This window comes from Mesorhizobium oxytropidicola (genome assembly GCF_056174625.1).
On record NZ_CM149692.1, the window covers coordinates 3,497,752 to 3,511,487 of the forward strand.

Sequence of the window (13,736 nt, forward strand, 5' to 3'; positions counted from 1 at the left end):
GGGCGTCGATTTGAGTGGGACAGCTTAATGGGACAGGGCCAAATGGGACAGGGTAAGTGGAAAACAACATCGCGATAAAAGCAATCGGAATCCGGCCGGCGCCGCTGTGGCGGGAACAGGCAGGCAACGGTCGATGACAGGGATTTCGCCAGCCGTCGTCGCGGCAAGCAAACTTGGCCTCACCTTCCAGACCAATGACGGCCCCGTTCAGGCGCTGTCCAATGTCGACCTGACGATCGGCAAGGGCGAGTTCGTCTCCTTCATCGGACCGTCGGGTTGCGGCAAGACCACGCTTTTGCGCGTCATCGCCGATCTGGAGAAGCCGACATCAGGCACGATCTCGGTCAACGGCATGACGCCTGAACAGGCGCGCGAGAAACGCGCCTATGGCTATGTCTTCCAGGCGGCTGCGCTGTTTCCCTGGCGCACGATCGAACGCAATGTCGCGCTGCCGCTGGAGATTATCGGCCTGTCCAGGGCCGAGCAGGCCGAGCGCATCAAGCGCACGATGGAGCTCGTCAACCTCTCGGGATTCGAGAAGAAATACCCCTGGCAACTCTCCGGCGGCATGCAACAGCGCGCCTCGATCGCCCGCGCGCTCGCCTTCGATGCCGACCTGCTTTTGATGGACGAGCCGTTCGGCGCGTTGGACGAGATCGTGCGCGACCACCTCAACGAGCAGCTGCTTGAGCTGTGGGGGCGCACCAACAAGACCATCTGCTTTGTCACCCACTCCATTCCGGAGGCCGTGTATCTGTCGACGCGGATCGTGGTGATGTCACCGCGTCCGGGCCGCGTCAGCGACATTATCGAATCGACGCTGCCGAAGGAGCGGCCGCTCGACATCCGCGAAACGCCGGAGTTTTTGGCGATCGCGGCGCGCGTGCGTGATGGGCTGCGGGCAGGGCACAGCTATGATGATTGAGGCGGCCCGCTAGATGGACTCCTTCCGCGACAAGCTCGTCCCCGTCACCTCGATCCTCGCTGGCGTGGTCGTGCTCTGGTACGTCTTCGCCGTCATCCTCAACGCGCCGTTCCAGCGCGATCTCGACACCCGTGCCAACGAAACCCCCGGCGCCGTCGAGTTCATCGGCAAGACGCTGGCGCAGCCGAAGCCGACACTGCCGGCGCCGCATCAGGTGGCGGTGAACTTCTTCGAAAACACTTTCCTGCGGCCCGTCACCTCGAGCCGCAGCCTCGTCTACAATGCCTGGGTGACGCTGTCCTCGACGCTGCTCGGCTTTGCCTTCGGTACCGCGCTCGGCATCATCATTGCGGTGGGGATCGTGCATGTGGCGACGCTCGACCGCAGCCTGATGCCGTGGATCATCGCCTCGCAAACCATTCCGATCCTGGCGGTGGCGCCGATGATCATCGTGGTGCTCGCGGCCATCGGCATCACCGGGCTGATCCCGAAGGCGATGATCTCGACCTATCTGTCGTTCTTCCCGGTAACGGTCGGCATGGTGAAGGGGTTGCGCTCGCCCGAAATCATGCATCTCGATCTGATGCACACCTACAATGCCAGCCCCTCGCAGACCTTCTGGAAGCTGCGCGTCCCAGCCTCGGTGCCGTTCCTGTTCACCTCGATGAAGGTGGCGGTGGCGGCAAGCCTGGTCGGCGCCATTGTCGGCGAACTGCCGACGGGCGCGGTCGCCGGCATCGGCGCCAAGCTGCTCGCCGGCGCCTATTACAGCCAGTCGATCGACATCTGGTCGGCGCTGGTCGCTGGTTCGATTATGGCGGCGCTGCTTGTGATGATGGTGGGCATTGCCGGCCGCATCGTCGACCGCGCCATGGGTGGGAGGCCGGCATGATGGGCGCCAAGCAAAGTTGGCGGACGGCCTTGGCATTCTCCCTGGTCGCTTATCTGGTTTGCCTTTTGGCCATCATGGCCTTCGGCCCCCGCTTCGCCGCGCCCTACAACAACTTCGCGGCCGGAGTTGCGATAGCGCTGTTGCTCGTCGCAGTGTTGGACCGTCTTCCCAACAAACTGTTTGAAGCGGTTCTGCTCTTTGTATGCGCCCATGGAACTGCGGTTATCCTCATTGCCGGCATTGCTGGTCGTGAGGGAACGGCGGGGCGTGTCTATTACATATTGCTTACGGCTGCATGGCTGCTCGGCTGTCGCTTCGTGGCCCTGCTGTCTTCCTTGCGCCCTACCGCGACATGGGAGCGGACCGCGCTGCGCTTGATCATCCCAGCTGTCTTCGGCGCCTGGATCCTGATCATCTGGGAAGCGGTGACGCGGGGCGCCGGCATTCCCTTCATCCTGTTGCCACCGCCGAGCGCCATCGGCGCGCGCATCGCCGCTTCGCTGCCGGTGCTCGGCGCCGATGTGCGGCAGACCATCTTCAAGGCGGTGATCTTCGGCTATGTCGTCGGCAGCGGTGCCGGATTCATCACCGCGGTGCTCGCCGATCGCGTGCCGTTCCTGCGGCGCGGGCTCTTGCCGATCGGCAACATGGTCTCGGCGCTGCCGATCATCGGCGTGGCGCCGATCATGGTGATGTGGTTCGGCTTCGACTGGCAGTCCAAGGCGGCTGTCGTCATCATCATGACCTTCTTCCCGATGCTGGTGAACACCGTCGCTGGGCTGTCTGCGTCAGGCCATATGGAGCGCGACCTGATGCGCACCTATGCGTCGGGCTATTGGCAGACGCTGCTGAAGCTCCGGCTGCCGGCGGCGGCGCCTTTCATCTTCAACGCGCTGAAGATCAACTCGACGCTGGCGCTGATCGGCGCCATCGTTGCCGAGTTCTTCGGCACGCCCGTCGTCGGCATGGGCTTCCGCATCTCGACCGAGGTCGGGCGGATGAACATCGACATGGTCTGGGCCGAAATCGCAGTTGCAGCACTAGCGGGTTCGGTCTTTTATGGCGTGGTCGCTCTTGTCGAAAGAGCCGTCACGTTTTGGCATCCCTCTGTCCGTGGTGGATAGGGGCGGTGGGTTTAGGGCACTAACTTCAGAGGGTAGAAAAATGAAAAGACTGATTATTCCCGTTCTGGCCGGCGCGATGTCGCTGGCCGCCTTCCAGGCAATGGCCGCCGACAAGGTGACGTTGCAGCTGAAATGGGTCACGCAGGCCCAGTTTGCCGGCTACTATGTTGCCAAGGCCAAGGGTTTCTATGAGGCCGAGGGCCTCGACGTCGACATCAAGCCGGGCGGCCCCGATATCGCGCCCGAGCAGGTGATCGCCGGTGGCGGCGCCGATGTCATCGTCGACTGGATGGGCGGTGCGCTGGCTGCGCGCGAAAAGGGCGTGCCGCTGGTCAACATCGCCCAGCCGTTCAAGAAGGCCGGCATGGAACTGGTCTGCCCGAAGGACGGTCCGATCAAGACCGAAGCCGACTTCAAGGGCCATACGCTCGGCGTCTGGTTCTTCGGCAATGAATATCCGTTCTATGCCTGGATGAACAAGCTTGGCCTCAAGACCGATGGCGGCCCGGATGGCGTCACCGTTCTCAAGCAGAGCTTTGACGTGCAGCCGCTGATCCAGAAGCAGGCGGATTGCATCTCGGTCATGACCTACAACGAGTACTGGCAGCTGATCGACGCCGGCTACAAGCCGGAGCAGCTCACTGTGTTCAACTACTCGGCGATGGGCAACGACCTGCTTGAAGACGGTCTCTATGCCTCGGAAGACAAGCTCAAGGACCCGGCCTTCGAAGACAAGATGGTGCGTTTCGTGCGCGCCTCGATGAAGGGCTGGAAATACGCCATCGACAACAATGACGAAGCCGCAGGCATCGTCATGGACGGTGGCGGCCAGGACGAGAACCACCAGAAGCGGATGATGAGCGAAATCGCCAAGCTGGTCGACAATGCCGACGGCAAGCTCGATCCGGCGACCTATGAGCGCACCGCCAAGGCGCTGCTCGACCAGAAGATCATCACCAAGGAGCCGAAAGGCGCCTACACCACCGCGATCACCGACAAGGCGATCAAGTAAACTTTGCAGAGCGTGATCCTGCAAAGGTCATGCTCTGACGTAAAATGGAACGGCGCCCTCAGAGGCGCCGTTCCTTTATGGTGTTCATGACGAAGCTGGTCTCGATCGAGGCGACGCATTTCAGCCGCGCGATCTTCTCCTTGATGAAGCGCTCATACTGTTCGAGGCTGCCTGTCACCACCTTCAGCACATAGTCGCGCGAGCCGGTGACGAGGTGGCACTCCAGCACCTCTTCCCAGCCGCGGATTGCCTCCTCGAACATCACGATCTCGTCCTCGTTCTGGCGGCTGAGCCGGATGGTGGCGATGGCGACCATGCTCCAGCCGAAGGCGGCGGGATCGACCAGCGTGGTGTAACCTCTGATGACGCCGGTCTCCTCCAGTCGTCGCACTCGCCTCAGGCAGGGCGACGGCGACAGGCCAATGCGCTCGGCAAGCTCGTTGTTGGTGATGCGGGCGTCCGCTCGCAGTTCGCGCAGAATCCTGAGGTCGAAATCATCGGCTATCTTCTGCTGCACTTTTGCTCTCTCTCGGCAGTTTGTTGCCGATATGCAGCCACGCGAGCCCAAGAATAGCAAGGACTGGCTGATCGGGATGGCATAAATTGCGGCGCGACATCCCTCGAACGCAGGAAAAGCCATGACCGCGCCACGCCCGTCGAAAACCCATATCGGCAACCACAAGCTCCATCCGGAGACGCTGATGCTGAGCTATGGTTTTGACCCGCAGCTTTCGGAGGGCGCGGTCAAGCCACCGGTGTTCCTGACCTCGACCTTTGTGTTCAAATCGGCGGAAGAGGGGCGAGACTTCTTCGACTACACATCCGGCCGCAAGGAGCCGCCGAGCGGTACGGCGTCAGGCCTGGTCTATTCGCGCTTCAACCATCCCAACAGCGAGATCGTCGAAGATCGGCTGGCGATCTATGAGGGGACGGATGCCTGCATCCTGTTCTCGTCGGGCATGTCGGCGATCGCCACCACACTGCTCGCCTATGCCCGCCCGGGCGACGTCATCCTGCATTCGCAGCCGCTCTATGGCGGCACCGAGACGCTCTTGACGCGCACGCTGTCCGGCTTCGGCATCGGTGCTGTCGGCTTCGCCGACGGCGTCGACGAGAAGGCGGTGCGGGCGGCCGCCGATGCCGCGGTTGCGAAGGGGCGCGTTTCGGTCATCCTGATCGAGACGCCATCGAACCCGACCAACAGCCTGGTCGATATCGCGCTGATGCGGATGATCGCCGACGAGATCGGCTCCAAGCAAGGGACGACGCCGATCATCGTCTGCGACAACACGCTGCTCGGCCCGGTGTTCCAGCGGCCGATCGAGCATGGCGCCGATGTTTCCGTCTATTCGCTGACCAAATATGTCGGCGGCCATTCCGACCTGATCGCGGGTGCGGCCATGGGCAGCAAGGCGGTCACCAAGCCGATCAAGGCGCTGCGCGGCGCGATCGGCACGCAGCTCGATCCGCATTCCTGCTGGATGCTCGGCCGCTCGCTGGAGACGCTGTCGATCCGGATGGAGCGGGCCAATGACAATGCGCGCCTGGTGGCCGAATTCCTGCGCGATCATGCCAAGGTCGAGAAGGTGCATTATCTGCCGTTCCTGGGCGAGGACACACCGGCGGGCCGCGCCTACATCAGGCAATGCAGCGGCGCCGGCTCGACCTTCTCCTTCGACATCAGGGGCGGACAGAAGGCGGCTTTCGCCTTTCTCAACGCCTTGCAGATCTTCAAGCTGGCGGTAAGCCTCGGTGGCACGGAATCGCTCGCCAGCCATCCGGCGGCCATGACCCATTCCGGCATTCCCTTCGACGTGCGCCAGCGCATCGGCGTGCTGGAGACCACGGTCAGGCTGTCGATCGGTGTCGAGCATCCGGACGATCTGATCGCCGACCTGACGCAGGCGCTGGCGGCGGTCTGACGGCTCTCTTCTCGAAGCTGGAAGGGGCGGGCGATCGCCCCTTTTTGCTTTCCCGGTCACAAAAACGTGTGCAGGGAAACATTGCGCCGCCCAGCCGTTGCGTTGGAGCATGCGCGCGTCGGGGGACCGTGACCCATGCGACAGCCAATCGGAGGTTCTTCATGCGCACACATTCTTTCCTGCCGGTATTTTCGGCGCTGGCCATTTCGACCGCTTTCCTGCTCGCATCCCCGGCCATGGCCGAGGTGGTGAAATACAAGGCGACACTCGATGGCAGCCAGCAGAGTCCGCCCGTCACCACCAAGGGCAAAGGCACCGCCACACTCACCTTCGACACCACCAAGAAGAAGCTCAGCTGGGACGTCAAATATTCCGGCCTCAGCGGACCGGCAACGGCGGCGCATATTCATGGCCCGGCGGCGATGGGGGCGAATGCCGGCCCCGTCATCCCGTTCAAAGGTAAACTCAAGAGCCCGATCAAGGGGTCGGCGACGCTGACGGATGCGCAAGCCGCCGACCTGGCGGCCGGCAACTACTATGTCAACGTCCACACCGCCGCCAACAAGGACGGCGAGATCCGCGGCCAGATCGAGGCAGCGAAGTAGCGCAAACCGCGTCGACAAAAGGGGGCGGGCGACCGCCCCCTTTTTGGGTTGGATCAGGCCTTGTCGCGGATTTGCGTCATCGTCCGGGTTGGCGTGATCGCTTCGGGATCGAGCCTGATCTCGACGATTGAGGGCTTGCCGCTGGCGCGGGCACGTTCGAAGGCCGGCGCGAAGTCTGCCGTCTTCTCGACGGTCTCGCCATGGCCGCCATAGGCGCGCGCCAATGCCGCGAAGTCAGGGTTTTTGAGATCGGTGGCGACGACGCGGCCGGGGTATTCGCGCTCTTGGTGCATGCGGATGGTGCCGTAAATGCCGTTGTTGACGACGACAACGATGATCGGCAGGTCATATTGCACTGCGGTGGCGAACTCCTGGCCGTTCATCAGGAAGCAGCCGTCGCCGGCAAAGGCGACCACGGTGCGATCCGGATAAAGCGCCTTGGCGGCAACCGCGGCCGGCGTGCCGTAGCCCATCGAGCCGGAGGTTGGCGCCGCCTGCGTGGCGAAGCGGCGGGAGCGGTGGAAGCGGTGCACCCAGGTGGCGTAGTTGCCGGCGCCGTTGGTGAGGATGGCGTCGTCGGGCAGCATCTTTTCCAGATAGTTCATGATCGGGCCCATATGGACCGGGCCGGGGCCGCTTTCCGGCGGTGTCGACCAGTCGAGATAGGCAGCATGCGCTTTTTCCGTCTCGCCCGCCCATACAGGCTTGGCCGCCGGCTTGCGCTTGGCAAAGGCTTCGACGAAAGCGGCGGGCGAGGCGTTGATCGCCAGTGTCGGCCGGTAGACGCGGCCGAGCTCGCCGGCGTCGGCGTGGACATGCACCAGCGCCTGGTCGGGATAAGGGCTTTTCAGCAGCGTATAGTCCGAGGAAGGCATCTCGCCCATACGGCCGCCGATCAGCAGCACGACGTCGGCTGCCTTGATCTGCGCCGCCAGCTTGGGGTTGATGCCGATGCCGACGTCGCCGGCGTAGTTCGCATGAAGATGGTCGAACAGCATCTGGCGGCGGAAAGAGCAGCCTACTGGGAGCGACCATGTCTCTGATATGGCGCGCATGTGCGCCACAGCGTCCTCATTCCAGCGTGTGCCGCCGAGGATGACGAACGGTCGCCTGGCGCCGTTGAGCAGCGTTTCCAGCGTATCGAGCTCGGCCGCGCCGGGATACGTCTCGACCGGCGTGTAGGGGAGCGCTTCCGGCGCCTCGACTTCGCTGGTCAGCATGTCCTCCGGCAGCGAGATGACAACCGGGCCAGGCCGTCCCGACGTCGCCACGGCGAAGGCGCGGGTGACGAATTCGGGGATGCGCGAGGCATCGTCGATCTCGACCACCCATTTGGCGATGTCGCCGAAGAACTTCTTGTAATCCACCTCCTGGAACGCCTCGCGCTCCTTGGCGTGGCTGGCGACCTGGCCGATGAACAGGATGAGCGGAACCGAATCCTGCATGGCGATGTGGATGCCGGCCGAGGCGTTGGTGGCGCCGGGGCCGCGGGTGACGAAGCAGATGCCGGGCTTGCCGGTCAGCCGACCCTGGCAGTCGGCCATCATCGCCGCACCGCCTTCCTGGCGGCAGACGATGGTGCGGATCACCGAGTCATGCAACGCGTCGAGCACCGCGAGGTAGGATTCGCCGGGCACGCAGAAGATGCGGTCGGTGCCGTTCGCTTCCAGCGCGTCGACAATCAGTTGTCCACCGGTCTTCATTTCGCTGATTTCTCCAGTTCGGCAAGGATTTCGTCGGTGTGTTCGCCCAGTCGCGGCGAGGGGCGCTCATAGACCAGCGGGGTGCCCGACATCACCATCGGCGCGCGCACCGAGGGCAGAAGATTGCCATGGCCGTCGTCGAGGTCGAGCCGCATGCCGCGCGCGATGGTCTGCGGGTCGGCGAACATCTGGCCGATCGTGTTGATCGGGCTCGCCGGCACGCTTGCTGCTTCCAGCTTTGCCAGCAGCGGATCGCGATCGATCGTGCTTAGCGCCTCGATCATGTGCTCGCGCAGCTTCACCCGGTTGGCGACCCGAGCCGGATTGGTGGCGAAGTCGGGATTGGTCGACAGTTCATCGAGCCCGACGGCGGCGCAGAATTTGGCGAACTGACCGTCATTGCCGACCGCCAGGATGATGTGGCCGTCCCGGACCGGCACCACCTCGTAAGGCGCGATGTTCATATGCGCGTTGCCCATCTGCACCGGCGACTTGCCGGAGACGAGATAGTTGAGGTTCTGGTTGCCGAGCGCCGAGATCTGCGTGTCGAACAGTGCCATGTCGATATGCTGGCCTTCGCCGGTCTGGTCGGCATGGCGCAACGCGGCCTGGATGGCGATGACGGAATAGAGCCCGGTAAAGATGTCCGAGATGGCGACGCCGGCCTTTTGCGGCTCGCGGCCGGCCTCGCCGGTGATCGACATCATGCCGGCCATGGCCTGGATGATGAAGTCGTAGCCGGCGCGTGGCGCGTAGGGTCCGTCCTGGCCGAAACCGGTGATCGAGCAATAGACGAGGCGCGGGTTGATCTTGCGCAGGCTGTCATAGTCGAGCCCGTATTTCTTCAGCCCGCCGAGCTTGAAATTCTCGATCAGCACGTCCGATGTGGCGACCAGACGGCGGATGGTCTCGGCACCCTTAGGCGTCGAAAAATCAATGGCGATGGAACGCTTGCCGCGATTGCAGGAATGGTAGTAGGCGGCGGACAGGTTCTCCCCGTCATGGCTCATGACGAAGGGCGGACCCCATTTGCGGGTGTCGTCGCCGCCATCTGGGCTTTCGACCTTGATGACATCGGCACCGAGATCGGCAAGCAATTGCCCGGCCCAGGGCCCGGCAAGGATGCGGGCGAGTTCGACGACGCGGACGCCTTTCAGGGGTGGTTCGGCCATAAATCACCGTGATTGCTGCGAAAGCAGAGCCTCTATCAAGCCCGGCAGCGGCTGTCACGGCCCTTGCAGTGGGCCAACGGGCCGGTTCGAAAGGATGCGGGTCGTTATTTCAACACGCTGTCGGCCCAGGCGGCGAAATCATCCATGATGATGTCGCGGTTCACCTCGTTCAGGCTTTCGTGGCGGGTGTCATCGTAAACCTTTGAAACGAGATTCGAAAAGCCCATCCTGCGCATGCGGTTGGCAAGATGGGTGATGCCCTTGCCGTATTCCGAAGCTGGGTCTTCTCGCCGCCGACGATGGCGACGGGAAGGTCGCGCCGGACGCCGGCAAAGCCGGCATCCTTGCCGCCGTTCAGCGCCATCGAGACCACGTCCTGCCACATCGACACCGAGGCATCCCAGCCGCACAGCGGATCGGCGATGTATTGCGCTACCTCCGCTTCGTCGCGCGACAACCAGTCGAACGGCGTGCGGTGGTTGGGCACCGCCTTGCCCCAGGCCTGGAAGGTGAGTTTGGGCAGCAGGCGTGACGGGACATCGGAACCAAGCCGCATGCGTTCCCAGGCGAGAATGCCGAGCGCCACCTGCCCAAGCCGCCCTTGCGAGAAATTGCCGTTCCAGATCGCGGCGGCATGGACGCGTGGCGAGTGTTCCGAAAAGATAGTTCAGCGCCACCGACGCGCCCATGGAATGGCCGAAGAGGATGACCGGCAGGTCCGTGCATTCGCCGGCGATGAGATCGTGGATGGCATCGACATCGGCGATCACCTTGGTCGAGCCATCCCTATCGGCGAATCTCCCGAGCGGTGCATCTGATGCCTTGGTCGCGCCGTGGCCGCGATGGTCGTGGACATAGACATGGAAGCCGCGCGCGGAGAGAAAATCGGCAAAGCGGGCATAGCGCGCGGCGTGCTCGGCCAGCCCATGATTGATCTGGACGACGGCGCGTGGCCGGACTTCGGCATGCCTGACGAAAAGGCTGAGGTCGGCGCCGGTCGGTGAGCGGACCATGCGTTGTTGATTGAAAGGCATGGCAGCCCGATCTCCCCATTTATCGTTGCTGGCTTTGTTTGCGCCGGCGCCGGTTTGGCGTCAATCCACACCAGCTGCTTCGCGCGACGATGTCTCTTGCGTTTGACCAACAAAATATCGCAATTCTGACATGGAGACAGAGGCAGTCTGTCGCCCACTTTCTCAGCCGGGGATTTCTCATGCGCATTGGTGTCGTTTTCGGATTGGCCATGCTGGCGGTGTCGCTGGCCAATGCTGCGCATGCCGACGTCAAGATGAGCGGCACCTTCGTTGCCGACGCTGCCTGTCCGGCAACGCAGGCCATCAAGAACGGCAAGAACCCCGGCAATGTCTCGACCGATGCCGGACAGAGCTACCAGCTGCTTGCCGGCAACAAGGATGCGCCGACGCATTATCTGATCCTGGTGCCGGGCGCCGATCCGGAACGCCGCTGGGTAAAGGTCACTTGCGGCCATCTGTCGGGCAGCAATGCCGCGACGGTGCCGGCGGCACCTGGCGGACAAGGCAAGCCTGCCGCCTCGGGAAAACCCGAATATGTCTTCGCACTGAGCTGGCAGCCGGCTTTTTGCGAGACCAAGTCGAACAAGACCGAATGCAGGGCGCAGAGCCCGAACGAGTTCGATGCCACCAACTTCACCTTGCACGGCCTGTGGCCGCAGCCGAACGGCAATTTCTATTGCCAGGTGGGGGCAAGCGACAAGGCCAACGACAATCCGGCCCACTGGAAGGATCTGCCGCCCGTCAATCTCGACGCCGGCACCCGCAAGGAGCTTGATCAGGTGATGCCGGGCACGGCCTCCCAGTTGGAACGGCATGAATGGATCAAGCACGGTACCTGCTACGGCAAGAGCCAGCAGGAGTATTTTTCCGATGCGCTCGGCCTGATGCGACAGGTGAACGCCTCGCCGGTGCGCGAACTCTTCGTCAAGACCATTGGCGGCAAGCTGACGGCGGACCAGATCCGTGGCGCCTTCGACACCGCCTTCGGCGCAGGGGCAGGGGACCGTGTGCGGGTATCCTGCGTCATCGATCCTTCGAACGGCCGGCGGCTGATCGGCGAACTGACGCTCGGCCTTGCCGGCCCGATCGGCCCGAACAGCTCGCTCAAGGACCTGCTGCTGGCCTCGGTGCCGACCAACAAGGCCGGTTGCCCGACAGGCACCGTTGACGCGATCGGGTTCCAGTAAGGACGCCGCGGGCTTTCGATACGCCGTCGACGGCTGTCGCCGGCCAGTGAAGTGGTGCTATGCTGTCCCCGGCATCATTGAACGGGGGCGGCAATGAATGGCATGACAAGCAGTGCGCTGGCGCGGCTGGCTTTCTGGGCCAAGGGCATGGTTTCGATCAACGACGCCCGGATGGAGTGGCCGGGCTTTTCCTACAGCGATGCCGAGTGGGCGCGCATGCGCACACTGTCCGAGCCGATCGGTGCCTGGACCTACCAGCTGTTCACCATCGTCAACGCGGTGATCTTCATCGCCATCGCGGCCATCGGCATGTTCGCCGTCTTCCTGCCGCTGGCGACGCTGCTTTTTCCGGTGCCGGCTGAAACCAGCGCGCTGAAGTTTTCGCTGTTGCTGGCCGCTTGTGCATTCCTCATCATCGGGCTCGGCCTGCCGATCTCGATGCGCCTTTCGGCCATGCTGGTGGGCGGCAAGACGGTGCGCGCGGCGCTGGTTCCCGCCACCGGCGATGAGGCGCTGGCCGCAAAAGTGTCCTGGCAGATCAACCGCATCATGCTGATCATGTGCGGGCTGCTGGTACCGGGCATTCTTTTGTTCATTGCCTATGACATCCAGGCGGGACCGATCATCACCGCGCTGAAATGGCTGGCGATTGCGCTGATGGCGGTCTCGACGCTGACCGGCATTGCGCGGCAGAGAAAATCCTAGATCAGAACTAGAACTGCGCCGACTTCGTCCAGGCAAGGGCGGTGTCCGGCTCGTGGCCGACCGGCTCACCGATGACTCGGTCGCGTCCGGTCGACTTCGCCTTGTAGAGGCGCTGGTCGGCGAGCGCGAACAGGTCGGCAAGGCAGCGTGTCGTTTCGCCGACAGTTGAAACGCCGGCGCTGACGGTCAGTTCGAAGCGGCTGGTGGCGGCCGATGCCTTGACAGCGTGGCGGATGCTTTCACCAAACAGCCTGGCGACCGGATGCGGGCGCGAACTGAGGATGGCGAATTCCTCGCCGCCGATCCGGAACACATGGTCTTCGGCGCTCGCCACTTCGCGAAGCAGGCTTGCGACCGCTTTCAGTACCTTGTCGCCTTCGGCATGGCCGAAACGGTCGTTGATCGACTTGAAATGATCGACATCGACGATCAGCAGGCTGAGGGGTCTTGCCGTGCGCAGGCTGACCTCGACGGCGGCTTCACCGTCGGCGTCGAAGCGCCCGCGATGCAGCAAGCCGGTCAGGCCGTCGCGGCCGACATGTTCGACCAGCGCTTCATAGCGCTCGCGATAGGTCAGGGTTTCGAAAATATCGGTCAGCCCGCGCGGCAGCGCAATGTCGCGGGCCTCGAACCATTTCAGGTAAGCCACGAGCATGGCGCTGAAGGTCAGCGCTGCCGCCATCTTGGCGAACCAGCCGCCGAAGAACACCGCGATCGGCGCGCCGGCGACGAAATGCAGAGCAGTGAAGAAGCCGGCCTGGTCGAAGGTCAGCACGCAGGCAACCGAGGTCAGGATGCGCGCGAACTGAGCCTTGCGTAGATGGCGCCCAAGTTTCTCATAGAGCAGGATGATCAGGATGGCGTCGATGACGAGCAGCGTCGTGCCCCACACCATCAGCCAGCCCATCTCGTCGATGAAGCCGATATCGGGAAGCTTGCCGTCGGGGAGGGGAGCGATGACGTGCAGGCGCAAGAGCAGCACCAGCCCGATCATCAGCGCATTGCCGAGCAGCAGGCCGTAGATCGGCTGGCGCACGGTGGCGGCGTCCTCCTTGATGTAGAGCAGGAGGAGCATCACCAGCTTGCCGAAAACAGCACCGCCGAGCCCGGCGAGACCATGCCGAACGGCAAGGCGACATAAAAGACGCTGGCGAGATAGGTCTCCAGGAAATGCATGACGCCGAGCGCGCAGACGAAGACGCCGAGGCCAATGCGCTTGCGAAAGCGGAAAAGCGTCACCATGACGCTGAAGTAGACGACCGCTTCGGCAATGAGCAGGAAACTGTTCAGCAATGCCGTCGATCCGCTTTCTCTACCGGAATCGCGGCCAGCCAGCGATTCCACCCCGATCCTGTTGTGACGCGGAAGGGTTAACCAGGGATTTCAACGCGCCTTGAGACCGGTGGAAAACTTCGCCGGTCAGCGCACACTTGTCCGTGTGTTCGGCTTGATCTG

At 63.1% G+C, this 13,736-nt stretch carries 13 protein-coding genes and 2 pseudogenes; 9 read left to right on the top strand and 6 right to left on the bottom strand.

Going from position 1 to position 13,736, the window contains the following annotated elements; all coding sequences use genetic code 11:
* Window positions 1–133: 133 nt before the first annotated feature.
* From AC0V8S_RS17435 to AC0V8S_RS17450, 4 genes are read left to right on the top strand one after another with little or no spacing between them, the layout of a single operon-like run.
* Window positions 134–925, top strand: coding sequence for an ABC transporter ATP-binding protein (locus tag AC0V8S_RS17435; RefSeq protein ID WP_475438504.1), 792 nt, complete (start codon window positions 134–136; stop codon window positions 923–925).
* Window positions 926–938: 13 nt separating this feature from the next.
* Window positions 939–1,817, top strand: a complete 879-nt coding sequence (locus AC0V8S_RS17440) for an ABC transporter permease (protein ID WP_475438505.1) — start codon at window positions 939–941, stop codon at window positions 1,815–1,817.
* Window positions 1,814–2,941 (top strand): ABC transporter permease, encoded by a 1,128-nt coding sequence (locus AC0V8S_RS17445; protein ID WP_475438506.1) that lies wholly within the window; start codon window positions 1,814–1,816, stop codon window positions 2,939–2,941. Before AC0V8S_RS17440 ends, AC0V8S_RS17445 begins: the two co-directional genes overlap by 4 nt.
* 40 nt (window positions 2,942–2,981) lie before the next feature.
* Window positions 2,982–3,953 carry an ABC transporter substrate-binding protein gene (locus AC0V8S_RS17450; protein ID WP_475438507.1) on the top strand — a complete coding sequence of 324 codons (972 nt, stop codon included), beginning with the start codon at window positions 2,982–2,984 and terminating at the stop codon, window positions 3,951–3,953.
* A gap of 58 nt (window positions 3,954–4,011) precedes the next feature.
* Here the strand turns inward: AC0V8S_RS17450 and AC0V8S_RS17455 are convergent, their stop codons facing one another.
* Window positions 4,012–4,470: an Lrp/AsnC family transcriptional regulator gene (locus tag AC0V8S_RS17455; RefSeq protein ID WP_056571969.1), complete on the bottom strand. Its 459-nt coding sequence runs from the start codon at window positions 4,468–4,470 to the stop codon at window positions 4,012–4,014.
* 121 nt (window positions 4,471–4,591) lie between these two features.
* On the opposite strand from AC0V8S_RS17455, the gene AC0V8S_RS17460 reads away from it, so the two are divergent.
* Both AC0V8S_RS17460 and AC0V8S_RS17465 read left to right on the top strand, forming a co-directional pair.
* A complete protein-coding gene (locus AC0V8S_RS17460) occupies window positions 4,592–5,875 on the top strand; it encodes a cystathionine gamma-synthase family protein (RefSeq protein WP_183460897.1) in 1,284 nt (427 codons plus the stop codon).
* A gap of 161 nt (window positions 5,876–6,036) precedes the next feature.
* Window positions 6,037–6,480, top strand: a complete 444-nt coding sequence (locus tag AC0V8S_RS17465) for a CHRD domain-containing protein (RefSeq protein WP_475438508.1) — start codon at window positions 6,037–6,039, stop codon at window positions 6,478–6,480.
* 53 nt (window positions 6,481–6,533) lie between these two features.
* Here AC0V8S_RS17465 and AC0V8S_RS17470 read toward each other — a convergent pair whose 3' ends face one another.
* The 4 genes and pseudogenes from AC0V8S_RS17470 to AC0V8S_RS17485 form a co-directional block, all read right to left on the bottom strand.
* Window positions 6,534–8,183 carry a thiamine pyrophosphate-binding protein gene (locus AC0V8S_RS17470; protein ID WP_475438509.1) on the bottom strand — a complete coding sequence of 550 codons (1,650 nt, stop codon included), beginning with the start codon at window positions 8,181–8,183 and terminating at the stop codon, window positions 6,534–6,536.
* On the bottom strand, window positions 8,180–9,355 hold the full coding sequence (locus tag AC0V8S_RS17475) for a CaiB/BaiF CoA transferase family protein (protein ID WP_183460893.1): 1,176 nt from the start codon (window positions 9,353–9,355) through the stop codon (window positions 8,180–8,182). The genes AC0V8S_RS17470 and AC0V8S_RS17475 overlap by 4 nt, the downstream gene beginning before the upstream one ends.
* A 169-nt stretch (window positions 9,356–9,524) precedes the next feature.
* The gene (locus AC0V8S_RS17480) at window positions 9,525–9,911 is read right to left on the bottom strand and encodes a serine aminopeptidase domain-containing protein (protein WP_475438646.1); all 387 of its coding nucleotides are present in this window, start codon (window positions 9,909–9,911) and stop codon (window positions 9,525–9,527) included.
* A gap of 25 nt (window positions 9,912–9,936) precedes the next feature.
* Window positions 9,937–10,278, bottom strand: a pseudogene (locus AC0V8S_RS17485) (alpha/beta fold hydrolase); the annotation flags it as partial.
* Between AC0V8S_RS17485 and AC0V8S_RS17490 the strand changes: the two are divergent.
* The 3 genes from AC0V8S_RS17490 to AC0V8S_RS17500 all read left to right on the top strand — a co-directional run bounded on the left by AC0V8S_RS17490 (window position 10,216) and on the right by AC0V8S_RS17500 (window position 12,281).
* Window positions 10,216–10,359, top strand: coding sequence for a hypothetical protein (locus AC0V8S_RS17490; RefSeq protein ID WP_475438510.1), 144 nt, complete (start codon window positions 10,216–10,218; stop codon window positions 10,357–10,359). The pseudogene AC0V8S_RS17485 and the gene AC0V8S_RS17490 sit on opposite strands and share 63 nt — an antisense overlap.
* A 209-nt stretch (window positions 10,360–10,568) precedes the next feature.
* Complete coding sequence (locus AC0V8S_RS17495; protein ID WP_475438511.1) at window positions 10,569–11,576, top strand: ribonuclease T2 family protein; 1,008 nt, start codon at window positions 10,569–10,571, stop codon at window positions 11,574–11,576.
* A gap of 93 nt (window positions 11,577–11,669) precedes the next feature.
* Window positions 11,670–12,281: a hypothetical protein gene (locus AC0V8S_RS17500; protein ID WP_475438512.1), complete on the top strand. Its 612-nt coding sequence runs from the start codon at window positions 11,670–11,672 to the stop codon at window positions 12,279–12,281.
* Between the two features lie 7 nt (window positions 12,282–12,288).
* Here AC0V8S_RS17500 and AC0V8S_RS17505 read toward each other — a convergent pair.
* A pseudogene (locus AC0V8S_RS17505) lies at window positions 12,289–13,574 on the bottom strand (GGDEF domain-containing protein).
* Window positions 13,575–13,736: the final 162 nt, after the last annotated feature.